The organism is Arthrobacter zhaoguopingii (genome assembly GCF_009828605.1).
Classification (GTDB): Bacteria; Actinomycetota; Actinomycetes; order Actinomycetales; family Micrococcaceae; genus Arthrobacter_D; species Arthrobacter_D zhaoguopingii.
The window spans coordinates 76,494-99,492 of sequence record NZ_WIAE01000002.1; the positions used below are offsets into that span (position 1 = coordinate 76,494).

At 69.0% G+C, this 22,999-nt stretch carries 21 protein-coding genes and 1 tRNA gene; 17 read left to right on the forward strand and 5 right to left on the reverse strand.

All coding sequences use genetic code 11. The features are described 5' to 3' along the window. Positions 1 to 124: 124 nt before the first annotated feature. Positions 125 to 706, forward strand: a complete 582-nt coding sequence (locus GVV77_RS03195) for a protoglobin domain-containing protein (protein ID WP_159616333.1) — start codon at positions 125 to 127, stop codon at positions 704 to 706. 42 nt (positions 707 to 748) lie between these two features. Next, a complete protein-coding gene (locus GVV77_RS03200; protein WP_159616335.1) occupies positions 749 to 1,747 on the forward strand; it encodes an NAD-dependent epimerase/dehydratase family protein in 999 nt (332 codons plus the stop codon). A gap of 68 nt (positions 1,748 to 1,815) precedes the next feature. Here GVV77_RS03200 and GVV77_RS03205 read toward each other — a convergent pair whose 3' ends face one another. Further along, positions 1,816 to 2,598 (reverse strand): class I SAM-dependent methyltransferase, encoded by a 783-nt coding sequence (locus GVV77_RS03205; protein WP_159616337.1) that lies wholly within the window; start codon positions 2,596 to 2,598, stop codon positions 1,816 to 1,818. 191 nt (positions 2,599 to 2,789) lie between these two features. On the opposite strand from GVV77_RS03205, the gene GVV77_RS03210 reads away from it, so the two are divergent. Beyond that, complete coding sequence (locus GVV77_RS03210; RefSeq protein WP_159616339.1) at positions 2,790 to 3,137, forward strand: hypothetical protein; 348 nt, start codon at positions 2,790 to 2,792, stop codon at positions 3,135 to 3,137. Positions 3,138 to 3,188: 51 nt separating this feature from the next. Here GVV77_RS03210 and GVV77_RS03215 read toward each other — a convergent pair whose 3' ends face one another. Then, on the reverse strand, positions 3,189 to 4,220 hold the full coding sequence (locus tag GVV77_RS03215) for a YeiH family protein (protein WP_201293164.1): 1,032 nt from the start codon (positions 4,218 to 4,220) through the stop codon (positions 3,189 to 3,191). 30 nt (positions 4,221 to 4,250) lie between these two features. Further along, positions 4,251 to 4,982 (reverse strand): GAF and ANTAR domain-containing protein, encoded by a 732-nt coding sequence (locus tag GVV77_RS03220; RefSeq protein ID WP_159616340.1) that lies wholly within the window; start codon positions 4,980 to 4,982, stop codon positions 4,251 to 4,253. A 204-nt stretch (positions 4,983 to 5,186) separates the two neighbouring features. Here GVV77_RS03220 and GVV77_RS03225 point away from each other — a divergent pair, with 204 nt between their 5' ends. Continuing rightward, a complete protein-coding gene (locus tag GVV77_RS03225) occupies positions 5,187 to 5,993 on the forward strand; it encodes a GAF domain-containing protein (protein WP_159616341.1) in 807 nt (268 codons plus the stop codon). A gap of 21 nt (positions 5,994 to 6,014) precedes the next feature. On the opposite strand, the gene GVV77_RS03230 is transcribed toward GVV77_RS03225, so the two are convergent. Next, positions 6,015 to 6,509: a hypothetical protein gene (locus GVV77_RS03230; RefSeq protein ID WP_159616342.1), complete on the reverse strand. Its 495-nt coding sequence runs from the start codon at positions 6,507 to 6,509 to the stop codon at positions 6,015 to 6,017. A 226-nt stretch (positions 6,510 to 6,735) separates the two neighbouring features. Between GVV77_RS03230 and GVV77_RS03235 the strand changes: the two genes are divergently transcribed. The 4 genes from GVV77_RS03235 (at position 6,736) to GVV77_RS03250 (ending at position 11,323) form a co-directional block, all read left to right on the forward strand. After that, positions 6,736 to 8,652, forward strand: a complete 1,917-nt coding sequence (locus tag GVV77_RS03235) for an alpha-amylase family protein (protein ID WP_159616343.1) — start codon at positions 6,736 to 6,738, stop codon at positions 8,650 to 8,652. Between the two features lie 375 nt (positions 8,653 to 9,027). After that, the gene (locus GVV77_RS03240; RefSeq protein WP_425483339.1) at positions 9,028 to 10,017 is read left to right on the forward strand and encodes a CapA family protein; all 990 of its coding nucleotides are present in this window, start codon (positions 9,028 to 9,030) and stop codon (positions 10,015 to 10,017) included. A gap of 96 nt (positions 10,018 to 10,113) precedes the next feature. Further along, positions 10,114 to 10,187, forward strand: a tRNA-Met gene (locus GVV77_RS03245). Between the two features lie 221 nt (positions 10,188 to 10,408). Continuing rightward, the gene (locus tag GVV77_RS03250) at positions 10,409 to 11,323 is read left to right on the forward strand and encodes an NAD-dependent epimerase/dehydratase family protein (RefSeq protein ID WP_159616344.1); all 915 of its coding nucleotides are present in this window, start codon (positions 10,409 to 10,411) and stop codon (positions 11,321 to 11,323) included. A gap of 66 nt (positions 11,324 to 11,389) precedes the next feature. On the opposite strand, the gene GVV77_RS03255 is transcribed toward GVV77_RS03250, so the two are convergent. Beyond that, the gene (locus tag GVV77_RS03255; protein ID WP_159616345.1) at positions 11,390 to 12,034 is read right to left on the reverse strand and encodes an MBL fold metallo-hydrolase; all 645 of its coding nucleotides are present in this window, start codon (positions 12,032 to 12,034) and stop codon (positions 11,390 to 11,392) included. A gap of 191 nt (positions 12,035 to 12,225) precedes the next feature. On the opposite strand from GVV77_RS03255, the gene GVV77_RS03260 reads away from it, so the two are divergent. The 9 genes from GVV77_RS03260 to GVV77_RS03300 all read left to right on the forward strand — a co-directional run bounded on the left by GVV77_RS03260 (position 12,226) and on the right by GVV77_RS03300 (position 22,874). Next, entirely contained in the window at positions 12,226 to 12,603 is a 378-nt protein-coding gene (locus GVV77_RS03260) for a GntR family transcriptional regulator (protein WP_246199612.1), read from the forward strand. 92 nt (positions 12,604 to 12,695) lie between these two features. After that, on the forward strand, positions 12,696 to 15,599 hold the full coding sequence (uvrA, locus tag GVV77_RS03265; protein ID WP_281350578.1) for an excinuclease ABC subunit UvrA: 2,904 nt from the start codon (positions 12,696 to 12,698) through the stop codon (positions 15,597 to 15,599). Positions 15,600 to 15,658: 59 nt separating this feature from the next. Then, positions 15,659 to 16,330 (forward strand): HAD hydrolase-like protein, encoded by a 672-nt coding sequence (locus GVV77_RS03270; protein ID WP_159616348.1) that lies wholly within the window; start codon positions 15,659 to 15,661, stop codon positions 16,328 to 16,330. Further along, entirely contained in the window at positions 16,317 to 16,985 is a 669-nt protein-coding gene (locus GVV77_RS03275) for a lysophospholipid acyltransferase family protein (protein ID WP_159616350.1), read from the forward strand. Before GVV77_RS03270 ends, GVV77_RS03275 begins: the two co-directional genes overlap by 14 nt. 102 nt (positions 16,986 to 17,087) lie before the next feature. Further along, positions 17,088 to 19,127 carry an excinuclease ABC subunit UvrC gene (gene uvrC / locus GVV77_RS03280; protein WP_159616351.1) on the forward strand — a complete coding sequence of 680 codons (2,040 nt, stop codon included), beginning with the start codon at positions 17,088 to 17,090 and terminating at the stop codon, positions 19,125 to 19,127. 72 nt (positions 19,128 to 19,199) lie between these two features. Continuing rightward, the gene (gene rapZ, locus GVV77_RS03285; protein WP_159616352.1) at positions 19,200 to 20,099 is read left to right on the forward strand and encodes an RNase adapter RapZ; all 900 of its coding nucleotides are present in this window, start codon (positions 19,200 to 19,202) and stop codon (positions 20,097 to 20,099) included. Beyond that, positions 20,099 to 21,130 (forward strand): gluconeogenesis factor YvcK family protein, encoded by a 1,032-nt coding sequence (locus GVV77_RS03290; protein WP_159616353.1) that lies wholly within the window; start codon positions 20,099 to 20,101, stop codon positions 21,128 to 21,130. Before rapZ ends, GVV77_RS03290 begins: the two co-directional genes overlap by 1 nt. Before the next feature lie 10 nt (positions 21,131 to 21,140). Next, a complete protein-coding gene (gene whiA / locus GVV77_RS03295; RefSeq protein ID WP_120168237.1) occupies positions 21,141 to 22,121 on the forward strand; it encodes a DNA-binding protein WhiA in 981 nt (326 codons plus the stop codon). A 123-nt stretch (positions 22,122 to 22,244) separates the two neighbouring features. After that, complete coding sequence (locus tag GVV77_RS03300) at positions 22,245 to 22,874, forward strand: superoxide dismutase (protein WP_159616354.1); 630 nt, start codon at positions 22,245 to 22,247, stop codon at positions 22,872 to 22,874. The last annotated feature ends 125 nt before the right edge of the window (positions 22,875 to 22,999 follow it).

The window sequence follows — 22,999 nt, forward strand, 5'->3', positions numbered from 1 at the left end:
AGGACCCGCGGAGGTGCACGACCCGCCCGGCCCCGTCGGGCACCGACCCCGGCCGGTCCGGTTCCCATTCCACGCAGGCCACCGCCGCTGACCGGCCTCCCCCCGCTACTCAGGAAGGGCCGCCATGAACGGACCCCGCGGTTACACCTATGGCAGTGCGGATCTGGAAACCAGCCCCGTTTCACTCGACGACCTTCGGAAGATCGAAGAAGCCATCCTGTGGACGGACGCCGACCGGCAGGCACTCCTTCGGGCCCGACCGATCCTTGAGCCACGCACCGACGAGATCCTCGACGTCTGGTACGGCTACGTCGGTAACCACCCGTTCCTCATCGAGAGCTTCGCCGGCGCCGACGGAAGCCCCGATCCGGACTACCTTTCGGCGGTGCGTGAGCGCTTCAAGGTCTGGGTCGTCGATCTGTGTTCACGCGAGCACGATCAGGACTGGCTGAACTACCAGCACGAGGTGGGCCTGCGCCACACCTCCGCGAAGAAGAACGTCACCGATGCGGTGGAGTCTCCGGCAGCCGAGGTCAGGATGCGGTACCTGATCGGGTTCATCGTCCCCCTGACGGCGACGATGCGCCCGTTCCTCGCTGAAGGAACCTCGGATGCCGAGGAACTGGATGCGATGTACACCGCCTGGTTCAAGGGCGTCACCCTGACGGCGATTCTCTGGTCGGAGCCCTACAGCACGTCCTGGTGAGATGGCCTTCCGCCGGGGCAGCCCAGCTGATTTGATGGCCGAATGAAACTACTTGTCCTTGGCGGTACCGCCTGGCTCGGCCACGAGATCGCCCGGCATGCGGTGGAGCGCGGCCATGAGGTGACCTGTGCCGCGAGGGGACGCTCAGGTGCGGTTCCCGGCGGTGCGTCCTTTGTGGACGTCGACCGCGACGACGATGCAGGGCTTCGTCGGGTGGCCGGAGGCCGCTGGGATGCCGTCGTGGACGTCTCCCGGCAGCCCGGCCAGGTCCGGCGCGCGGTCCGGGATCTCCGGAACGCCGGCTACTACCTCTTCGTCTCCTCGGGCAGCGCCTATGCGGATCAGGGCCCGGCCGGCCAGGACGAGGACGCGCCCCTCCTGCCACCCCTCGACTCCGACGTCATGGACACCATGGAGGCTTACGGGCCAGCCAAAGTGGCATGTGAGCAGGCCGTGGTGGAAGCCTTCGGCCCCGCACACAGCATGATCGCCCGCGCCGGACTCATTGGAGGACCCGGCGACGGGTCCGGCCGCACCGGGTACTGGCCGCTGCGGTTCGCGCACCCCTCCAACCCCAGCGGGTCGGTGCTGATCCCGGAAGCGCAGGATCTGGCCACGCAGGTTATCGACGTCCGGGACCTCGCGGCGTGGGTGGTCACCTGCTGCCAGGAGCAGCGCAGCGGGGTGTACAACGCCATGGGGCATAGCTGGTCCTTCGCCGACCATATCGCCGCGGCCCGCCGGGTCGCCCGGCACGACGGACCGGTGGTGACGGCGGACGCGCCGTGGCTGCACGCTCGGGGTGTGGGCGAGTGGGCAGGTCCCCGTTCGCTGCCCCTGTGGCTGAGCGATCCGGACTGGCAGGGGATGAACGCCCGGTCCAATAAGTGCGCGCTGGACGCGGGCCTGGTGCTGCGCCCCCTCGAGGAAACGCTGAAGGCGGCCCTGGAGTGGGAGGAGGCACAGGGGCCCGACAGCCCGCGAAGGGCTGGACTCACCCGCGACGAGGAGCGGGAGCTCCTTGCGGCGCTGTCCGGGTAGGGACGCGAAGGGCGCCTGCGGGTGCATCACGTTGCTGGTACCCACCAGTTTTTGAACCTGCCTGCGGGTCAGCCGGGGACGCGCAGGTTTACCGTACCGCGGATCCCGCTCTCCGGCCGCCGGGCCTGGAAGATCATCAGGGGACTGGTGGCCGCCATCGGCTCGCGGTGCCACCCACCCCAGGCTTCTACCGAGGTGAAGCCCGCTGCACCGAGATCGGCTGTGACCTCGTCGATCCCGCGGAAGGCCAGGGTCGCATGTTCCGTGATCGTCTCAGGTGCCTGCTCACCCGGCGCGGTCAGAAGGTTGTGGCTGGTGAAGGCGACATCGCCTGTTTCCCCGACGGACGTGACCTCGAACCATTCCACCAGGTCGCCTACCGCTGTCTGACGGGTGCTGTAGGTCTTGTCCCTCGTCCAGTGTTCCCACTCCCTGGCGGTCGGGTTGCGCCGCTCGAACGCGAGGGATCCCCCCGGGCGGAGGCCGCGGTAGATGTCGGCCAGGGCGCGGTGCCAGGCCATGCCGACTATGTGCTGGGCGGTGTTGCCGCTCATCACCACGAGGTCGGCCTCGGCCCCGCCGATGGTCCCCGAGTCGCCCAGACGCCAGGACACCCGCTCCGCTCCAGGTCGGGCGCGGGCGAATGTGAGCATCGACGACGAGGGGTCGATCCCGACCACCGTCCGCTCGGGCGCGGCGAGCGCTACGGTAAGCACGCCCGTTCCGCATCCCAAATCCACAATCGAACGGGCGTCCACCTCGTCGGCGAGGGTGCGGAAGAAGTCGTGGTCCGCGCCCCCGGGATTGTCTGTGTCGTAGAGCCGCACAAGACGCGGATCGTAGTCAGCCATAGATCGACCCTACCAATCGCTCCGGGTACGGGACATGCCGCGTCGATGGGCCACTGTGCCCCGGAGGGGGAGACGCAAAGGCAGCGAAGGGACCGCCGGTCCACCCGGTCCGGCCGCCCTGTTCGGGAAGCTCTTTCGGAGGTACATTGGGCGCAGGTGGGGTCCCAACGGCCCGCCCCGAGGTGGAACCAATGACCAGCAACAGGCGCCCGGCTCAACCCGGGCTGTGGCTTACCGTGGCGGGGGCCGGCACACTTGTCCTCGCCGCGGCCCTTCTAGTGCCGGGCATCGATGCCTTCAACCGGGCCACGTTCGGCGGCAGCGGCAGTGCCGCAGAAGCCCTGACCCTCCTCGGGCTCGGAGCGGCCGCCCTGCTGGCAGGGGCTGTGGCCCTGATCGCTGGCCGCCGGTATTCCGCCGCGGAGATGAGAAGGCCCCGGACCTATTCCGACCGGCACTACGACCACACGCGCCCCGCCGAGGACCGGCCCGTAAATCCGAACGACACCGGTCTGCGGGGCTACCAGACGGGCTTCTGACGCCGGAAGGCGGTCCGCCGGTCCGAAGCCGGTCCCGGCAGCGCAGGGCTCCTAGGCGGTGACCAGGACGGCACCGGCGAGGGTGACCGCCCCGAGGAAGACCGTCGATACGCCGCCGAGGATCAGACTGCGCCCGCCGGTGCGGGCCAGCTGGGGAATGTGGATTCCGGCGCCAAGGCCGAACATCGCGGCCGCCAGCAGGAGCGTGGCCGTGACCGAAGCGCCCTGCAGCACCGGGGCCGGGACGAGGCCGGTGGAACGGACAAGGACCAGCGCCAGGAACCCGACGACGAAGAGGGGTACGGCCGGCGTCGAGCCGGTGCCGGCCGCGCGCGGGTGTTCCTTCGAGCGGCTGATCCCGAAGGAGACCAGGGCGGCCACCGGCGCCAGGAGGACAACCCGGCCGAGCTTCACGACCGTCGCCACCGCCAGGGCCGCAGCGCCGGCGGTGCTCGCGGTCGCCACCACCTGGGCCACCTCGTGCACGGCCAGGCCCGACCACAGGCCAAAGGTCTCCTCGGACAGCCCCAGGAGGCCGCCCACCACCGGAAGCCCGAGAATCACCGCGGAGCCGTACAGCGTCACCATGGCGACGGCACTGGCCACCTCGTCGTCGTCCGCGTCTACGATGCTCTGCATCCCGGCGATCGCCGAGGCGCCGCAGATGGAGAACCCGGCGGCCATCAGGGTGGACGCGGCCCGGCTCAGGCCCAGGCGCTCGCCGATGTACCGGGTGAGGAAGAAGCTGACGAACACGGAGGCGACGATGAGACCGAGCACAGGCAGGCCAAGGCCCACGATCTCCGGGAGGGAAAGCTGAAGGCCCAGCACCACCACGCCAAGGCGAAGGAACCTTTTGGTGGCCGCGCGGATGCCCGGGTTCAGGCGAGGGTGGAGAAGTCCGCTGTTCCGCATGAGCAGGCCCAGCCCGAGGGCGATGACCAGGGCACCGGCGAATCCCTGAAGGTTCGCCAGAAGGACGGCGAGGGCAACCGCGGCCGCCATGACCAGGAACCCCGGCGCATAGCCGAGCGCGGCGGTGAGGGGGCGCGGCAGGGTCACGGGGTCGCTTTCGGAAGGCACGGAGGCGTCATCAGCGCCGCACCGGCGGGGCTAGTTGGTGAAGTGGGTGGTTGCGGGCGCCGTCGCGACCGACTGCACCAGCTGTTCAGCGAGGACACGGAGTTTGACGTTCTGGTGGCTTGAGGCCCGTCGGAGGATCTGGATGGCCTCCTGCTGGGTGCAGCGGTTCTGGGCAATGATGATCCCGACCGCGATGTCGATGTTCGTGCGAGACTCCATTGCCGCCTGCAGGTTCGCGGCGGCATCCTTGTGCGCGGCCAGCTGCAGGGCGAGTTCGAGGGTGCTTGCCGCTTCCGCCGCGTACTCCTCGACCTGACTCACGATGTCGGCGGTGAAGACACCGGGGGCCTCCGCGTACAGGTTCACCGCGGCGCCGCCGTCCCCACCGGTCATCAGGGGTACCCCGAGGACTGAAAAGTAGCCGCGGCCCTCGATCGCGGTGAGGTATTCGGGCCACCTGGGATCAGTGCGCGTATCCTGCACGACGGCGGTCTCCCCGGTGCGGATCGCGGTCAGGCAGGGCCCGTCGCCGTAGCCGTACTGGACCTCGTCGAGCTCGGTTGCGGCGACGCTGCTGCTGGCCACGGTGGTGGCCCGGTCGTTGCGCTTGAGCGTAATTCCGCACTGCGTCTGGACCCCAGGTTCGAGGATGGTTGCGGTGTGGGAGGCGAACGCTTCAAGGAACAGTTCGACGTTCCCGGACTTAAGAATCAGCTGCTGGAGCTGGCGCGCCACCGAATCACTTCCCGCATCTTTCCGCATTGCATCAGCTTAGGGCCAGGACCCGCCGTTTAGCTCATCGGGAGCGGTGCCCAAAACTTTTTTCCGGATCCCGCCCGGTGAACCTTTGGCTTTCCTGCAACCCGGGCGTGAAATAGCCTCGGAGGTGGACCGCGTGCCGGTCCGCGGTCTTGATTCCAGGGCCCGGCACCGCCGCCGGGCCCGCAACGCATTCGAGGTTCTTCGGTGGATGAGCAGAGGCAGCAGGAGCTGGCGTCGCGTGCGGCATCCGAGGCAGGACTCGACGCCGAGGAGCTGTGGATCCGGTACTTCGCCCTCGGAGGTTCGCTCGCCCAGATAGAGATCGATGCGTACCTGCAGGGGCTCCAGAGCATTCCCTCCCTCGAACGGGACATCCTCTCCCACACACTGCGCGAGGCCCTTGAGGAGACCGGCCGGGAGCTGCCGGATTCCGGTGGAGGTAGCGGCGGGGCGGAGCCCCGGAATGGAACGAGCCGTGCAGCACGGGCGGATCCCGACGATCCCCTCGAGTTACTCGGCGCGGCAGGTGCGGTCTTCCTCACGGCGGAGCAGGCTGAGGCCCAGCGGATGCGGGCCCTGCTTGAGACGGGCCTCCTTGATTCACCGCCGGAGGAACGCTTTGACCGGATCACGCGGCGGGCCCGCGAGCATTTCGGTGTCTCCTCGTCGATCGTGGCACTGATCGCCGAGCACCGGCAGTTCCTCAAATCGGTCATCGGCGCGGTCGGCCAGAACCTCGAGCGGGAAAGCACCTTCTGCAACCAGACGATCCGCAGTGCCGGGCCCATGGTGGTGTGTGACACCCTCGCCGATGATCGATTCAAGGCGAGCCCGCTCGTGGTCGGCGAGCCCCACATCCGCTTCTACGCGGGGCACCCGCTGCTGGGTCCGGGCGGGTGGACCATCGGCACGATCTGCGTCATCGACCAGAATCCGAGAGGCTTCACCGATGAGGACCGGCGCGTGCTCCGGTCCCTGGCCGAGGCCGCGCAGAGGGAGGTCACACCGTAGGCAGGCCCGATCCCGAAGCCCTCAGCGCGTTGAAAGGCCTTCGCTGTCGAGGGTGAGGGCGAGCTGGTGCGCCTCTCCGGGGCACTGGGGGCCGTTGGGACGGACCACCTCCGCGGTGGCGCGGACCGGAGCAAGCACCCGCGTTTGCCCATCCCGACCGGTGGCCGTTGCCCGGATCTCCACCTCGCCTGCGGAAAGGTCCAGCGGTGCGAAACCAACCAAGGTGCCGTCCGGGCTGGCCGACGCGGCGCAGATTCCGTCGTCGTCGCAGCCCTGGTCAACGGACACCGTTCCCGCACTCAGCGCCACGTCGGCTTTCGTGCACCGGCCCTCCCGGCAAATCTCCAGCTCGAGCGCGGCGACCCCGCGGACAGAGTCGGCTGCAACGGTGGTCGAGACGCCATCGACCGCCCCTACCGCGGTACATCCGGCACCGAAGGGCGCACCGCAGCCGCCGGCGAGCAGGAGCGTTCCACCGAAGACGGCGGAACGCAGCCAGGGCGCTCGGAAGGGCATGCCTCACCCTAGCGCGGGCGGGCGTATGGCGGGACCGCTTCCCGTCGTCCCGTGCGGGTCCGGGGGACCAGGATCCCGGCTGGCGTCCGGGGACGGGGCCCGTGCACCCGCTCCCGGTGCAGGACGGCACCCGCGCAGGGCACGCCTCCGACCGCCCGTCAAGGCGGCGCCGGGTGTGCCTTTGCCTCCGGCCCTGCGGTCGGTGCGCCTGCAATAGGCTGTGCCCATGGTTTTCCAGAAGCACCTCGGTGAAGAGTCCATTCCCGCGGAGGTCCTGGCGGCCCGGCGTCCGGGGACCCCGGACGCCGACTGGGACTCCTTCGAGGCACGGTTCCGCAGCGAATTCCCCCGCCTGCGGTCCCTCTTCCGCCGAATCTACGGCGGTGGCGCTGACGACGAGCTGGTACTGCTGGCGGCGGAGGCGGCCGAGGCGTGGCAGCGGCGGCCCGCCGGGCTCAAGGCGCTCGACGCCGACCGGGCCGCGGCGCCGGACTGGTTCCAGTCCAACCGGATGCTGGGCGGGGTCTGCTACGTCGACCTGTACGCCATCGACCTCTCCGGGCTTCGGGCGCGCATTCCGTACTTCCGTGAACTGGGCCTCACCTACCTTCACCTCATGCCGCTGTTCCTCGCGCCGGAGTCGAATTCCGACGGCGGCTACGCCGTCTCCAGCTACCGGGAGCTGAACCCGGCCCTGGGCACCATTGAGGAACTCGCCTCGACCGCCGCCGAACTTCGGGCGAACGGCATCTCGCTCGTCGTTGACTTCATCTTCAACCACACCTCGAACGAACACGAGTGGGCCCGGAAGGCGCTCGCCGGCGACCCGGAATTCGAAAAGTACTACTGGATCTTCCCGGACCGGCAGATGCCGGATGCGTATGAACGCACCGTGCGCGAAATCTTCCCGGACGACCATCCAGGGTCCTTCGTGCCGCTGCCCGACGGGCGCTGGGTCTGGGCCACCTTCCATTCGTTCCAGTGGGACCTGAACTACCGCAACCCCGCGGTCTTCCGGGCGATGGCGCAGGAGATGCTCTTCCTCGCCAACCAGGGCGTGGAGGTGCTGCGGATGGATGCCGTGGCGTTCGTGTGGAAGCAGCTGGGCACCGCCTGTGAGAGCCTGCCCGAAGCGCACCTCCTCCTCCAGGCGTTCAACGCGGTCTGCCGGCTCGCGGCGCCGTCACTGCTCTTCAAGTCCGAGGCGATCGTGCATCCGGACGAGGTGGTGCAGTACATCAGCCCGGGGGAGTGCCAGCTGAGCTACAACCCCCTGCAGATGGCACTGATCTGGAACAGCCTGGCCACCCGGGAGGTCTCCCTTCTGGCCCAGGCCCTCGAGCGGCGCCACGCCATTCCGCCCGGCGCCGCCTGGGTGAACTATGTGCGCAGCCACGACGACATCGGCTGGACCTTCTCCGATGAGGATGCAGCCGAGTTCGGCATCGGCGGGTACGACCACCGGCGCTTCCTCAATGCGTTCTTCGTCAACCGTTTCCCTGGCAGCTTCGCCCGCGGCGTGCCGTTCCAGGAGAACCCGCGCACCGGGGACTGCCGCATCTCGGGCACGACGGCGTCGCTGGCCGGGCTGGAGGCCGGCGACGCCGGCGCCGTGGGCCGGATCCTGCTCGCCCACGCCATCGTGCTCAGCACGGGGGGCATCCCGCTGATCTACCTGGGGGATGAGGTGGGCCAGCTCAACGACTATGGGTACACGCAGGACCCGGGCAAGGCCGGGGACAGCCGGTGGGTCGGGAGGCCCGACTACCCGGCGGCCCGCTACGCGCTGAGGGCTGATCCGGCCACCGCGCCGGGGGCGATCTTTCAAGGCCTGCAGCACCTGATCCGGGTCCGGGCCGCCACCCCGGAATTTGCAGGCGGCCGGCTGGTGCCCTTCGGGACCAACAACCCGTCCGTCCTGGGGTACCAGCGGCCGGGTGCGCCCGGGGCGAAGCCCTCAGTGGTCCTGGTCCTCGCGAACTTTGCCGACTCCCGACAGGAAGTCACCGCGGAGACACTCTCCGGCCTGCCCGGTTCCGCCGTCGACCTCATCTCGGGCCAGGAGATGGCAGTGACGGCCGGGCTCGGCCTCGAGCCCCATGGTGTGCTGTGGCTCCGCTTCTCCCCGGAGGGTCCTGCCTGAACACCATCGAGAACTGAACACCATCGAGAACTGAACACCGTCGAGAACTGAACACCGTCGAGAACTGAACACCGTCGAGAACGGCTGGGACTGCCTTGGCTCCGCGGGGACCTATCATGGGCGTTATCACCCCGAGGAGACCCCATTTCACGCAGCCAGCCACCGCGCGCCCGACGGAGAGCGCCCTACGGCACCGCCGCCCTGATCAGCCTCGCGCTGCTCTGCTCCGGCTGCCTGCCCGGCGCCTCAGGTGACCGGGAGGCACCGGCCGGCTCCGCTGCTCCGGCACCGCCGGGTGCATCCTCTCCTTCGCAGGAGGCCTGTGACAACTGCCTGGACGTCGTCGTCACGGGGGACCTGCTGGTCCACCCCCAGCTGTGGGACCAGGCGGCAGCGGACGCCGCGGTCACCGGCAGGACGCCGCTCGACTTTGAACCGCTCCTCGCCGGCCAGCGTCCGTACCTCGCGGCGGCTGACCTTGCGGTGTGCCACCTGGAGACCCCGGTGTCAGACCCGGAGGGGCCCTATACCGGCTACCCGACGTTCAACGTGCCGCCCCAGATCCTCACCGCGGCCAGGGAGGTCGGGTACGACGTCTGCACCTCGGCTAGCAACCACACCCTCGACGCCGGACCCGCAGGAGTGCTGCGCACCCTCGCCGCCCTCGACGCGGCCGGCCTTGAACACACGGGTTCCTATGCCAGCGCCTCAGACGCGGAACAGCCCCTGATCCTCGATACGCCGGACGCGAAGGTCGCCCTCATTGAGGCCACCTACGCCCTCAACGGCCAGATGCCCGACCAGCCGTGGCGGGTCGACCTGCTCGACGTCCCGGCGATGGTCGCCAAGGCCCGGGCGGCACGGGAGCAGGGCGCCGACGTCGTCCTTGCAGCCCTCCACGCCGGGGACGAGTACGCCTCCGTGCCCAACGCACAGCAGACCGAGGCCGCTCATGCGCTCGCCGACAGCGGGCTGATCGACTTTATCTACGGGCACCACACGCATTCGGTCCTGCCGATCGAGAAGTACAACGGCACGTGGATCGCCTACGGGCTGGGCAACGCGGTGACCGAACTGTCCCCGGTCTACGACGTGAACAACGAGGGCCTGGCGGTCCGCGCGCGATTCAGCCGGGACGAGACCGGGCAGTGGTCGGTCAGTGACCTCGCCTGGCTTCCGTCGGTCATCGTGTCGAACCCCTACCGGTGGTGCGCGCTGGGCCCGGACCGCCCTGCCGGGTCGTGTTCGACGCCCGGCCACGAGCAGGCGGTCAAGGAGCGCACCCGGTCGGTGGTCGAGTCGCTCGGGGCGGCCGCCGCGGGAGCCCACCCCTGGGATCTCGCTGCAGAGGAAAGAGCGCAGTAGCGGGCACTCTGCCAGCAAGGCACGAACCAGCGGACGCCCGGATGCGCCGGGCGGATTCGCTAATTCGACCGCCGGGCTGTAGCGTTCTTACTACGCCGCGGGGTGGAGCAGTTCGGTAGCTCGCTGGGCTCATAACCCAGAGGTCACAGGTTCAAATCCTGTCCCCGCAACGAAGGCAGAAGTCCCGGTCCCGGGTAGGGGCCGGGACTTCTGCGTTAACCGGCCGCAGTATCCTTCCCATGCCTGAACGGCTCCCGCCCCGGTACCTCCCCACGGGCGGTGGAACGAAACGGGTGGGATCGTCCCATTCCGTTGGCACCCTCCTGCCTGCAGTCCGACACTGAGTCCCGGAACGCCCGCTCGGGCGCCATAGGTTCAACTGGAGGAAAAAATGCGTGTACTAGTGGCCGGCGCCGGCGGCGCCATCGGACGTCCCATCGTCCGTCACCTCGTCTCCTGGGGTCATGAGGTGTGGGGAATTGCTCGGGCAAACGAGGGCGCCGCGCGCATCGCGGCTGACGGCGCGACGCCGGTTATCGCGGACGTGCTCGACCTGGCGGATGTGACACGCGCGGTCGCGGCCGTGCGGCCCGAGGTCGTGATCGACCAACTCACGGCCCTGCCGCGGCACTACTCGCCGCAGGCGATGCGCGACACCCTCGCCAGCTCCAACGAGGTCCGGGTGCTCGGGGGAGCGAATGTTCAGAAGGCCGCCCTCGCCGCGGGAGCGACACGTTTCATCGCTCAGTCGGGCTCCTACTTCTACCGGCCGGGAGAGGGGCTCGCTGAGGAATCGGAGCCCTTCGTCGCCGACGGACCGCCCCTGGTCGACGGAAGCGCCGCAGCCTTCCTCCAGGTCGAAGACCGGATCCGGTCCCTTCCCGAGGGCACCACCGGGCTCGTCCTTCGGTACGGTTTCTACTATGGCCCGGGAACCTGGTACTCGCCCGACGGCGACATGGGCGAGCAGGCACGGGCCGGGCAGCTGGGCGTGCTTGGCTCCGGTTCCGGGATCTGGTCATTTGTCCATGTGGACGACGCGGCGGAGTTCACGGCGCGGGTCGCCGTCGAGTCCCAGGCGACCGGGGTGGTGAACGTTACCGACAGCGACCCCCTTCCCATGCGGGACGTCATGCGGACCTTCAGTGCCTTCGCCGGGGGTGTCGAGCCGGCCGAGTACCCGATCACCGAGGCGACAGACGCGGACGGGGTGTTCTACGCGACGAAGATGAGGGGTGCGAGCAACCGCCGCGCGCGGGAGGAGTTCGGGTTCAGCCCGCGCCGGCTGGAATGGCTCCGGCCGTAAATCCGGCCCGGAGCGCGTTCGGCCGGCCCCGCCTGCCGTTCCGCAGCCGTGAGGCCGGCGGCACCTCTACCAGCCGCGCTCGAACCACTCCGCGAGGTGCGGCCGCTCGGCGCCCAGCGTCGTCCCCTTCCCATGGCCGGGATGGACCAACGTGTCATCGGGAAGAAAGTCGAACACCCGCTCCTTCACGTCGGCGAACAGCGAAGCGAACCGGTCGGCGTCGCCCTGGGTGTTGCCCAGCCCGCCGGGGAAGAGCGAATCGCCCGTGAAAAGGTGCGCCGGGCCCTCCGGGTCGCGGTACAGCAGGGCCACGGAGCCCGGCGTATGTCCGCGGAGGTGGATGGCCTCCAGATCGAACCCGTCGAAGGTGCCGACGTCGCCGTGCTCGAGCGGCACGTCGGTCGGCACCTCGATGGCGGGGACGTCGGCGGCGCCGGCGGCCGTGCGTGCCCCGGTCGCCTCCACGACCGCGGCCAGCGCCCGCACGTGGTCCCAGTGAGAATGCGTCGTAGCCACGAGGACAAGCCGGGCGGCGGCGGGGGTGTCCCGGGCACCCTCCGCCAGCAGGCCGGCGAGGGCGGGCGCATCGTCGGCCGCATCGATCAGCACCTGCTGCCCGGATCCCCGGGCGGTGAGCAGGTACACGTTGTTGTCCATTTCGCCCACCACGAGCCGGCGGATCACCACTGATGAAAGCTCGGCAAGAATCATGGACCCACCCTAGGCCAGGAGCGGCGGCCCGAACGCTCCGATGGGGGCGGGCTTCACCTTGGGGCGCATAGCGGCCGAGCACCTCAGCCGACGTCCCGTTCGCGGTATTGTGCACGTAACAGGGCCCCGGAGGGGCGGTTCGGCATGCGCGGCACTTCAGGGGCCGCCGCGCCCGGCGGAAGGGGGCAGCAGTGGAGAGTGAAATACCCGAATGGCTGAAACTCGATCCCTCGAGCCCGTATCCGCCCTATGAGCAGCTGCGCCAGCAGATCGTCGAGGCGGCGAACAGCGGGCGCATTGCCGTCGGCGTGCGCCTGCCCCCGGTGCGGACCCTCGCGGCGCATCTGGGAGTCGCGGCAAACACCGTCGCCCGCGCGTACCGCGAGCTGGAGCGGGCGCAGATCGTGGTGACCCGATCCCGCGCCGGAACGGTGATCGCCGCGGCCGGGGATGAGGCCCGGCGGCGGGCCGCCGAGGGGGCGGCGGATTACGCCCGCATCGTCAAGGCCAGCGGGCTCAAGGAAGACGAAGCCGTGGCCTATCTGCGGGCGGCATTGCGCCGAGCGTGAACCGGTCCGGCGCGTCGCACCGGTGTGGCGCGAATTAAACCGTATTCGAATATGTCTTCGAAGCGGGATTGAATTACAGTGGAACGGTGTCTATAGCCAACTCCCTGGAACAGCACTCTGCTGACCCGTTGATTCCGCACCCTGACCTGTCGCGCCTCGTCGTGAAAGGTGCGCGCGAGCACAACCTCAAGAACGTCGACCTCGACATGCCCCGGGACGCCATCATCGTCTTCACCGGGCTCTCCGGGTCGGGGAAGTCATCCCTCGCCTTCGACACGATCTTCGCCGAGGGCCAGCGCCGGTACGTCGAGTCGCTCTCGGCCTACGCACGCCAGTTCCTGGGCCAGGTGGACAAGCCCGACGTCGACTTCATCGAGGGCCTCTCGCCGGCGGTGTCGATCGACCAGAAGTCCACGAGCAAGAACCCGCGGTCCACCGTGGGCACCATCACCGAGATCTACGACTACATGCGCCTGCTCTGGGCGCGAGTGGGCCGCCCGCACTGCCCCATCTGCGGCGAGCCGGTGGCCAAGCAGACCCCGCAGCAGATTGTCGACCAGCTGCTCGAACTCGACGAGGGAACGCGCTTCCAGATCCTCGCGCCCGTGGTCCGCGGCCGGAAGGGCGAGTTCGTCGACCTGTTCCAGGAACTCTCGGCCAAGGGCTACTCCCGCGCCCGCGTCGACGGCGAACTCATCCAGCTGACCGACCCGCCGAAGCTTGGCAAGCAGTTCAAGCACACCATCGAGGTGGTGATCGACCGCCTCGTGGTCAAGGAGGGCATCTCCCAGCGGCTCACCGATTCGGTCGAGACCGCCCTGAAGCTCGCCGAGGGGCGCGTCCTGGCCGACTTCGTCGACCTGCCCGACGACGACGCCAAGCGGGTCCGGGCGTTCTCGGAGCACCTCGCCTGCCCCAACGAGCACCCGCTGGCCATCGACGAGATCGAGCCGCGGTCCTTCTCTTTCAACAACCCGTTCGGTGCCTGCCCCGTCTGCACCGGCATCGGAACGAAGCTCGAGGTCGACGAGGAACTCGTCGTCCCGAATCCTGACCTCAGCCTCGCCGAAGGCGCCATCGCCCCCTGGTCCCTCGGCACCGCCACCCTCGAATACTGGACCCGGCTCCTCGAAGGACTGGCGAAGGAACTGAACTTCAGCATGGACGTCCCGTGGCGCAAGCTTCCGGACCGTGCCCGCGAGGCGGCCCTGTACGGCAAGGACCACAAAGTGGTGGTGCAGTACCGCAACCGCTTCGGTCGTGAGCGCAAGTACAGCACGGGTTTCGAGGGGGCCGTGCAGTACATTCACCGCAAGCACCTCGAAACCGAGTCGGACCACGCCCGCGACCGGTACGAGGAGTACATGCGGCAGATCCCGTGCCCCGAATGCGGCGGCGCGCGGCTCAACCCGGCGTCACTGTCGGTGCTCATCAACGGCAGGTCCATCGCCGAGGTGGCGGCCATGCCGATGCGCGACTGCAGCGACTTCCTGAACAACCTCGTCCTGACCGGGCGCGAGGCGCAGATCGCCAACCAGGTCCTCAAGGAGATCCAGGCCCGCCTGACCTTCCTGCTCGACGTCGGCCTCGAGTACCTCAACCTCGAGCGCGCCGCCGGAACCCTCTCCGGCGGGGAGGCCCAGCGGATCCGCCTGGCCACCCAGATCGGCTCAGGCCTCGTCGGGGTGCTCTACGTGCTCGACGAGCCCTCGATCGGTCTGCACCAGCGTGACAACCGGCGCCTGATCGAGACCCTGACGCGTCTGCGCAACCTCGGCAACACCCTGATCGTCGTCGAGCACGACGAGGACACCATCCACGAGGCGGACTGGATCGTCGACATCGGCCCCGGCGCCGGTGAACACGGCGGCGAGGTGGTCCACTCCGGCCTGCTCAAGGACCTGCTCACCAATGAGAAGTCAATCACCGGCGACTACCTCTCGGGCCGCCGGAAGATCGAGATCCCGGCCAAGCGCCGGAAGATCGACAGGTCGCGCCAGCTGAAGGTCGTCGGCGCGCGCGAGAACAACCTGAAGAAGCTCGACGTCTCCTTCCCGCTCGGCGTCCTGACCGCGGTCACCGGGGTCAGCGGCTCCGGTAAGTCGACGCTCGTGAACGACATCCTGTACAAGGTGCTCGCGAACAAGCTCAACGGCGCCAAGCAGGTCGCGGGGCGGCACAAGCGCATTGACGGCCTCGACCACCTCGACAAGGTGATCCACGTCGACCAGAGCCCGATCGGACGCACGCCACGGTCCAACCCCGCAACCTACACCGGGGTGTTCGACCACATCCGCAAGCTCTTCGCCGAGACCACCGAGGCGAAGGTCCGCGGCTACCTGCCCGGGCGGTTCTCCTTCAACGTCAAGGGCGGGCGCTGCGAGGCCTGCTCCGGTGACGGCACCCTGAAGATCGAGATGAACTTCCTGCCCGACGTCTACGTGCCCTGCGAGGTCTGCCACGGCGCCCGGTACAACCGGGAAACCCTCGAGGTGCACTACAAGGGCAAGACCATCGCCGACGTGCTCGACATGCCGATCGAGGAGGGCGCCGAGTTCTTCGCCGCGTTCAGCCCCATCGCCCGGCACCTGAACACGCTGGTCGAGGTAGGCCTCGGCTACGTCCGGCTGGGCCAGCCCGCCACCACCCTCTCGGGAGGGGAGGCGCAGCGCGTCAAGCTCGCCAGCGAGCTGCAGAAGCGCTCCAACGGCCGCAGCGTGTACGTGCTCGATGAGCCGACCACCGGCCTCCACTTCGAGGACATCCGCAAGCTCCTCCTGGTCCTGCAGGGCCTGGTGGACAAGGGGAACACCGTGATCACGATCGAGCACAACCTCGACGTGATCAAGAGCGCGGACTGGGTGATCGACCTCGGGCCCGACGGCGGCTCCGGCGGCGGCGAGGTCATCGCCACCGGCACTCCGGAGCAGGTGGCGCGCAGCGAGAGGAGCCACACCGGCACCTTCCTCGCGGAGATCCTCCCGGCGTCCTCCTGAACATTCCCCGCGGGGAATAGGAGTGCGGGGGGCGGGGGGCGTTGTGGCAAACTTGCCCGGTGACTAATTCGCAGGCGCTCGTCCTCTTCGACCTCGACGGAACCCTGATCGACCCCGCCGGGTCGATCACCGGAGGCATCGAAGCGGCCCTGCGGGAGCACGGGCTGCCCGTGCCGGACCCGCGCGTGCTCTCGAGCATGGTGGGCCCCGCACTGGTCACCTCGCTGCGGAGCATCGCCGGCGTACCCGAGCACCTCATCGACCCGGTGATGGGCGCCTACCGCGCCGGCTACCGCTCCATCGGCATGGCCCAGAGCCGCCCCTACCCGGGGATCGCCGACTGCGTGCGCGCGCTGCGCGCGGACGGGGCCCGGGTGGCCGTGGCCACCCAGAAGCCGGAGTGGCTCGCCGAGGAACTGCTGACGGCCCAGGGAATGATCGGGCTGTTCGACTCGGTGCACGGGGCACCGCGGGACGAACGCGCCGCTGCTGCACTTCCGGGAAAGAAGCCCATCATCGCTGCGGCGCTGGCGGAACACGCAGGCCGCTACGGCCGCGCGATCATGGTCGGGGACCGCTCGCACGACGTGCTCGGGGCGGCCGATAATGGGCTTGGCTGCGTGGGGGTGTCCTGGGGCTTCGCCGCTCCCGGCGAGCTCGAGGAGGCCGGCGCGATCGCCGTCGTCGACAGCGCAGACAAGCTCCTGGAGGTGCTGCGTGGGAATCTATGACCTCACCCGCAGCACCACGCGCGGCCTCATTGCCGGTCTCTGCCGGCCTACCGTTGAAGGGCTCGGGCATGTCCCCGCCGAGGGTCCGTTCATCGTCGCGGCCAACCACCTCTCCTTCCTCGACAGCGTCCTCATCCAGGCCCTGATGCCGCGCCGGGTGGCGTTCTTCGCGAAGGCCGAGTACTTCACCGGCACCGGCGTCAAGGGGGCGATGATGCGCTCCTTCTTCGAGGGTGTCGGCTCGATTCCGGTGCAGCGGGGCGAACAGGCGGCCAGCGTGCAGGCCCTGAAGACCCTGCTCGACCTGCTCGAGGAGGGCAGCGGCGTCGGCATCTATCCGGAGGGCACCCGGTCCCGCGACGGGTTGCTCTACCGGGGACGGACCGGCGTGGGCTGGCTGGCGCTGACCATCGGAGCGCCGGTGGTCCCGGTGGGCCTGATCGGGACCGAGGCGCTGCAGCCGGCGGGCAGCAACGGCATCCGGCCCCAGCACTTCACCATGAGGATCGGCGCACCCCTGTACTTCGAGAAGACCGGACCGGGCCATCCGCTGCCGGCCCGGCGCAGCGCCACCGACACCATCATGGACTCCATCGCCGCGCTCAGCGGGCAGCAGCGCTCCGCCAGCTACAACAAGGGCGCGCCCGCGGAATAGCGGGCCCCACCGCTCCGCCGCCCGGTGCGCCCGCACCGCAGCACCGGTGCGCGCAGGGCTGAAGCGTCAGGGCCGCCCGGTCAAAGAACATAGGATTGAGCTGTGGCAAACCCAGCAAGCTACCGCCCCAAGGCGGGGGAAATACCCCAGGACCCCGGAGTGTACCGGTTCCGCGACGAGCATGGCCGGGTCGTCTACGTCGGCAAGGCGAAGAACCTGCGCTCCCGCCTCAATTCCTACTTCGCGAACCCGCAGGGGCTGATGCCCCGCACCCGGGCCATGGTCCACACCGCCGCCGGCGTGGAGTGGACGGTCGTGGGAAGCGAACTCGAGGCCCTCCAGCTCGAATACACGTGGATCAAGGAATTCAACCCGCGCTTCAACGTGATGTTCAGGGACGACAAGTCCTACCCGTACCTGGCGGTGACAATGGGGGAGAAGTTCCCCCGAGTGCAGGTGATGCGCGGCGATAAGAAGAAGGACACCCGGTACTTCGGGCCCTTCTACCCCGCGAAGGCCATCCGGGAGACCGTTGACACGCTCCTGCGGGTCTTCCCGGTGCGCACCTGCAGCACCGGCATCTTCCAGCGTGCCGAACGCTCCGGCCGGCCCTGCCTGATGGGCTACATCGACAAATGCTCGGCGCCCTGCGTCGGGCGGATCTCCCCGGAGGACCACAAGGCCCTCGCCGGAGAGTTCGTGGCATTCATGTCGGGCGAGGCCAAGCGCTTCATCACCGGGCTCGAATCGAAAATGGCCGCCTCGGTCGCCGAACTCGACTACGAAGCCGCGGCACGGACCCGGGACGACATCGCCGCGCTCCGGAGGGTCTTCGAACGCAATACGGTCGTCCTCAGCGAGGACACCGACGCCGATATCTTCGCCCTGACCGAGGACGAGCTCGAGGCCGCGGCGCAGGTCTTCCATGTGCGCGGCGGGCGCATCCGCGGCCAGCGCGGCTGGGTCGTGGAGAAGGTCGAGGACATGGATACCCCCGACCTGGTGGAGCACCTCCTGCAGCAGGTGTACGGCGAGGGCGGAGCCGGCAACGACCGGATTCCACGCGAGGTCCTCGTGCCCGTGATGCCCAGCAATTCCGAGCAGGTCCTAGAGTGGCTGCGCGGACTCCGCGGGGCACGCGTCGACGTGCGGGTACCGGTCCGCGGCGACAAGGCCACCCTGATGGGCACGGTCCAGCAGAACGCCGCGGACTCCCTGCGCCTGCACAAGAGCCGGCGCGCCGGGGACCTTACGACGCGGTCGGCGGCGCTGACCGAACTGCAGGAGGCGCTCGAGCTGCCGCAGCCGCTGATGCGCATCGAATGCTTCGACATCTCCCACGTCTCCGGCACCAATGTCGTCGCCTCCATGGTGGTGGTCGAGGACGGACTGCCGCGGAAGTCGGAATACCGCCGCTTCTCCATCACCGGCGACGCCGCCCGCGACGACACCGCCTCGATGTACGACGTGATCTACCGCCGGTTCCGGAACTACCTCGCCGGCCGCATGCCTGAGGACACCGGCAACGGCACCGGCTCCCCGGCCGACGGGGAAGGCACCGGTTCCCTGGCGGCCCCCGGCGCGGATGACGGGGCGGAGGCCGTTCCACTGGCGGACACCACGACGGCGACGACGAAGAACCGGTTCGCCTACCCGCCGAACCTGGTCGTCGTCGACGGCGGCCCGCCCCAGGTGGCCGCGGCCTCCCGCGCGCTGGCGGACCTCGGCATCGACGACGTCTTCGTCGTCGGCCTCGCCAAGCGGCTCGAGGAAGTGTGGGTGCCCGGCAGCGACTTCCCCGTCATCCTGCCGCGGGCCTCGGAGGGACTGTTCCTGCTGCAGCGCATCCGTGACGAGGCCCACCGCTTCGCCATCAGCTTCCACCGCCAGAAGCGCGGGAAGTCGATGACCGAGTCGGCCCTCGACGGAATCCCGGGGCTTGGGCCGTCGAAACGCAAGGCCCTGCTGAAGCACTTCGGTTCGGTGAAGAAGCTGAAGGCAGCCTCGGTGGAGGACCTGCTGGAGGTCCCGGGCATCGGTCCGGCCATGGCCGAAGCCATCCGGAACGGGCTGGCCGGCGGGGCGGTGCAGGACGCTGCTCCCGCTGTGAACCTGACCACGGGCGAGATCCTCGATTCTTAGCTAGGCTGAGGACGGCGCCCGCTGCCTGCGGCGCAGCATATCCGCACCACCTACGCCGGAACGGACGCATACATGACTGAGGCTGACAGCCTGACCCCGGTCAAACCCACCGAATCGGAGCTGCTGGTCGTCACAGGCATGTCGGGTGCCGGACGCAGCACGGCGGCTCACGCGCTTGAGGACCACGGCTGGTACGTCGTCGAGAACCTGCCGCCGCAGATGCTCGGGACGCTGACCGAGCTGGTGGCCCGCATGCCCCAGTCCATCCCGAAGCTCGCCGTGGTGATCGATGTGCGGAGCAAGAAGCTGTTCAACGACATCAAGGCCGCCCTCGCCGCGCTGCGTGCGGCCGGGGTCAACTACCGCGTGCTCTTCCTTGACGCCGACGACGCCGAACTGGTCCGCCGGTTCGAACAGGGCAGGCGCCCCCACCCCCTGCAGGGCGACGGCCGGATCCTTGACGGCATCGCCGCCGAACGGGACGTGCTCAAGGAGGTGAAGTACGCTTCCGACATCGTGGTGGACACGACCGACTTCAATGTCCACGCGCTGGCCACCGCCGTCACCGAACTCTTTTCGGAGTCCGGGCCGATCGTGCTGCGGCTCAATGTGCTGAGCTTCGGCTTCAAGTACGGCCTCCCCGTCGACGCGAACTTTGTGGCCGACGTCCGGTTCATCCCCAACCCCCACTGGGTGCCGCAGCTCCGCCCGCAGACCGGGCTCGATGAGCCCGTGCGGGAGTACGTGCTGGGTGCCGCCGGCGCCGCGGACTTCGTCAGCCGCTACGTGAACGCCCTGATCCCGGTGCTCGACGGCTACCGCCGCGAGAACAAGCACTACGCCACGATCGCGGTCGGCTGCACGGGAGGCAAGCACCGCTCCGTTGCGGTGACCGAGGAGATCGCCCAGCGGCTCGCCCAGCTGCCCGGGGTGCAGGTGGCCTCCCACCACCGGGACCTGGGGCGGGAATAGTGGCACTGTTTTCGGGGCCGCTGCCCCTGATCCCTGTTCCGACGGCGAACCGGCGCGACGGGGAGCCGGTGGAGAAGACGCCCTCGGTGGTGGCGCTCGGCGGCGGCCACGGGCTGTCCGCCTCGCTGTCCGCGCTGCGCCTGCTGACCCAGGACCTCACCGCCGTGGTCACCGTCGCCGACGACGGCGGGTCCTCCGGCCGGCTGCGCAGGGAACTTGGGGTGCTTCCGCCCGGGGACCTGCGGATGGCGCTTGCCGCCCTGTGTGATGACACGGACTGGGGCCGCACCTGGCGCGACGTCATGCAGCACCGCTTCACCTCAACCGAGGGCGTCGACGGCTCGCTCGATAACCACGCGCTGGGAAACCTGCTCATCGTGACCCTCTGGGAGCTGCTCGGCGACCCAGTGGCGGGCCTGCAGTGGGCCGGAGCGCTGCTGGGGGCCCGCGGCAAGGTCGTGCCGATGGCCAGCGTGCCCCTGACCATCGAGGGGGATATCCTCACCGAGTCCGGGGGAGGGCTGCGGGTGAAGACCATCGTCGGGCAGGCCCAGCTGGCGGTCGCCGCCGAGGGCGGGAATGTCAGCAACGTCCGGCTGCTCCCGGAGGCGGCGCCGGCCTGCAAGGACGCCCTCGAGGCGATCGAACTGGCCGACTGGGTGATCCTCGGCCCGGGCTCCTGGTACACCTCGGTGCTGCCGCACCTGCTGCTTCCCGAGCTCCGTGACGCGCTCTGCCGCACCTCCGCCAAACGGTGCCTGACGATGAATATGACGAATGACACCAAGGAGACCCAGGGCATGACCGCCGTGGACCACCTCGCCGTGATCAAGCGCTACGCGCCGGAGTTCACCGTGGACGTCGTGCTGGCCGATCCTGCGGTCGTGGGAGACCGTGCCCAGTTCGAGGCGGCGGTCGCCGGGATGGGGGGCCGGGCCGTTCTGGGTAAAGTGGGTTCTTCAACCGGAAAACCCGTCCATGATCCGCTTCGTCTCGCAACGGCGTACAAAGACATGTTTGGGGAGAACTAGGAGTGAACTGGTGGCGCTGACTGCGGACGTCAAAGAGGAGCTCTCGCACCTCGAAGTTAAAAAGTCCTCGGTACGCAAGGCCGAGGTGTCCGCCCTGTTGCGGTTCGCCGGCGGGCTGCACATCATTTCGGGCCGGATCGTGATCGAAGCGGAGGTCGACCTCGCGTCGACGGCACGCCGGGTCCGCTCGGCCATTGCCGAGGTCTACGGGCACAACAGCGAAATCATCGTTGTGTCCGGCGGCGGCCTGCGCCGCGGCAACCGCTACGTGGTTCGGGTGGTGCGCGACGGTGAGTCCCTCGCCCGTCAGACGGGCCTGCTCGATACCCGCGGCAGGCCCGTGCGCGGGCTGCCCTCCGCCGTCGTCAACGGTTCCGCGGCCGACGCCGAGGCCGTCTGGCGCGGCGCGTTCCTGGCACACGGGTCCCTGACCGAGCCGGGCCGCTCGTCCTCCCTCGAGGTGACCTGCCCGGGCCCGGAATCCGCGCTGGCCCTCGTGGGCGCCGCCCGCCGCCTCGGCATCGCCGCCAAGGCGCGGGAGGTCCGGGGCGTGGACCGCGTGGTGATCCGCGACGGGGACACCATTGCGGCGCTGCTCACCCGCATGGGCGCCCACGACGCCCTCATGGTGTGGGAGGAACGGCGGATGCGGAAGGAGGTCCGTGCCACGGCGAACCGGCTGGCGAACTTCGACGACGCCAACCTGCGCCGGTCCGCGCAGGCAGCGGTGGCCGCCGGGGCCCGCGTGGAGCGGGCGCTGGAGATCCTCGGCGAGTCCGTCCCGGAGCACCTCCGGTACGCGGGGGAGCTGCGGGTCGGCCACAAGCAGGCAAGCCTCGACGAACTCGGCCGGCTCGCCGACCCTCCGATGACGAAGGACGCCATCGCGGGCAGGATCCGCCGGCTGCTGGCCATGGCCGACAAGCGGGCGCAGGAGATCGGGATTCCGGGAACCGACGCCAATGTCACCGCCGACATGCTGGACGAGTGAATCGTTGCATAGGATGGGAGGGCAAGCCTGCCGCTTCGGCGGCGGGACCACGGCGGTTCTTCTCCGGCCTTCACCGGCCCGGAAGCGGCCCCGGAAAGGTACACCATTAGATGGAGGAAATTCGTGAGCCAGTACATGCTGCCCGACCTTGATTATGATTATGCGGCCCTTGAACCGCATATCTCCGCGCGGATTATGGAGCTGCACCACAGCAAGCACCACGCCACCTATGTCAAGGGTGCCAACGACGCGCTGGCACAGCTGGCGGAGGCCCGCGAAAAGGGTGAATTTGGGAATATTCCCAAGCTGTCGAAGGACCTGGCCTTCCACCTTGGCGGCCACACCAACCACTCGATCTTCTGGAAGAACCTCTCCCCGGACGGAGGGGACCTCCCCACCGGTGAGCTGGCTGCCGCACTCGACGACGCGTTCGGTTCCTTCGAGGCCTTCCGCAGCCACTTCAACGCCGCCGCCATCAGCCTTCAGGGCTCCGGCTGGGCGGTCCTCGCCTACGAGCCGCTCGGCGGCAACATCGTGATCGAGCAGCTCTACGATCAGCAGGGCAACGTTCCGGTCGGAACCATTCCGCTGCTCATGCTCGACATGTGGGAGCACGCCTTCTACCTCGACTACGTGAATGTCAAGGCCGATTACGTCAAGGCCTTCTGGAATATCGTGAACTGGACCGACGTCGCGGCACGGTTTGACCGCGCCCGGTCCGGCGCATCGAGCCTGGTCGTCCCCGGCGTCTAACGCCCGGTTGCGTTCCGCCTGTGCCCGCCCCTGCGGGTCGGGCACGCGCGTCGGGGTGGGGGCGCAGGCCCCCGCCCCGACGCACCGCAGAACCTGATGGACCGAAAAGGATCATCGGACCCGCA